This is a genomic window from Mycobacterium sp., assembly GCF_036273375.1.
Taxonomy (GTDB): domain Bacteria; phylum Actinomycetota; class Actinomycetes; order Mycobacteriales; family Mycobacteriaceae; genus Mycobacterium.
The window spans coordinates 1-2,025 of record NZ_DASUHS010000277.1 but is presented as its reverse complement, the minus strand read 5'-3'; the positions used below and the strand labels follow the sequence as shown (position 1 = coordinate 2,025).

General features: G+C 66.9%; 1 protein-coding gene and 1 pseudogene. Both read left to right on the top strand.

The genetic code is table 11. The annotated features are described in order from the left end of the window. Positions 1-203: 203 nt before the first annotated feature. Complete coding sequence (locus tag VFW69_RS24560) at positions 204-1,547, top strand: IS256 family transposase (protein ID WP_526505558.1); 1,344 nt, start codon at positions 204-206, stop codon at positions 1,545-1,547. A 12-nt stretch (positions 1,548-1,559) separates the two neighbouring features. Continuing rightward, positions 1,560-2,025 (top strand): annotated as a pseudogene (locus tag VFW69_RS24555) (hypothetical protein); the annotation flags it as partial.

Genomic DNA, 2,025 nt, shown 5'->3' with positions numbered 1-2,025 from the left:
GTAGACCTGCGTGCCTAGTCCGTACAGGTATTTGTAGTCATCGGGGTCCGTGACCTCAGTTGCCAAGAATTTCTCGTCTCCAAGGAGCAATGATCAGAACCTGTGGATGGTCTTGGGAGGGCGCACCTTCCCGAGGATGATCTTTATGGAAACAGGTATTCGATCAAGACCGGCGTTGACGCGCTGGTTGGGAAGGTACGCCCATGCTCACGGTAGTTCACGACACGGATTCTTCCAATGAGGGCGATGCGGGTCGTTCGTTGCTAGACGAGGTTGTTCGCGACGGAGCCCGGCAGATGCTCGCGGCCGCGTTGCAGGCGGAGGTCGCCGCCTACGTCGAGCGGTTCACCGATCAGGTCGACGAGAACGGGTATCGGCTGGTTGTGCGCAACGGGTATCACGGCGAACGTGAGGTGTTGACCGCCGCGGGTGCGGTGATGGTTCGGGCGCCGCGCGTCAACGACAAGCGTGTCGACCCGGATACCGGGGAGCGGCAGCGGTTCTCGTCGGCGATCTTGCCGGCGTGGGCGCGCAAGTCGCCGCAGATGGCCGAGGTGCTGCCGCTGCTGTACCTGCACGGCCTGTCCAGCGGCGACTTCGCGCCGGCGCTGGAGCAGTTCCTGGGCACCGGGGCCGGGTTGTCGGCCTCGGCGATCACCCGGCTGACTTGCCAGTGGCAGGACGAGGCCAGGTCATTTCAGGAGCGGCACTTGTCGGGCGTCGACTATGTGTATCTGTGGGTGGACGGCATCCACCTGAAGGTGCGTCTCGCCCAGGAGAAGCTGTGCCTGCTGGTGATGATCGGGGTGCGCGCCGACGGTCGCAAGGAACTGGTCGCGCTAACCGACGGGTATCGCGAATCCACCGAATCGTGGGCCGATCTGCTGCGCGGCTGCCGGCGCCGCGGCATGCGGGCGCCGGTGCTCGCGGTCGGCGACGGCGCCTTGGGCTTCTGGGCCGCCTTGCGCGAGGTGTTCCCCGACACCCGTGAGCAACGTTGCTGGTGGCACAAGCAGGCCAATGTTCTTGCCGCGCTGCCGAAGTCGGCGCATCCGGGCGCGATCGCGGCGATGCGGGAGATCTACAACGCCGAGGACATCGACAAGGCGCAGGTCGCGATCAAGGCGTTCGAGATCGACTACGCCGCCAAGTATCCCAAGGCAGTGGCTAAGATCGTCGACGACGCCGACGTGCTGCTGGAGTTCTACAAGTATCCGGCCGAGCATTGGGTGCACTTGAGAACGACGAATCCCATCGAAAGCACTTTCGCGACAGTGCGTTTGAGGACCAGGGTTACCAAAGGACCAGGTTCGCGCGCCGCCGGGCTGGCGATGGCCTACAGGCTGATCGTGGCCGCGCAAGCCCGCTGGCGGGCGGTGAACGCGCCGCACCTGGTCGCGCTCGTCCGGGCGGGAGCCGTGTTCCACAAGGGCAAACTGCTCGAACGCCCCCTCGACATCACCCCGACCGCACCAGCTGCATCCGAAACCCGAAGTCGCCTGAATCCGCGTTGGGCGCGCCGGGTGCGCCTCGGTCAGTGCGTGTGATGGACTGCGGACATGCCCAAGAGCCGCGGCCGCCGCAAGGGCGCCAAGAGCCGCCCCGTCCGCCGTTCACCTCGCCCGCCCCAGCCCGCGGATCTGTTGCTGCGTGAAGCCCGCGACATTATCGAGCTCGACGATGTGCTCACCGTCGAGGCGTGGGCCAGCGGCTGGCTCGGCCGGGCCTGGTCGACCGCGGCGTTGACCGATCGTGAGCCCGAGCATGCGCTGTGCCTGCAGGTGACCGGCCGAGCATGCACCACACCGTCGCCGCACGCGCTGGGCGCGGTCGCCGCGCTGGCGCGGGTCGCGCCCGCCGCCGACATGTCGATGCTGACCCAAACCGTCGCGATCCTTGCCGAGACTCAACCGGTGCCGGCCTGGCACACCGCCGCCGCCTGGACCCCGTCGGCGGCGTGGCGGGCGGTCGATGTGTACGACAGCGAACGGGTCCTGCTCATCGACTACGACGGACCCCACCCGC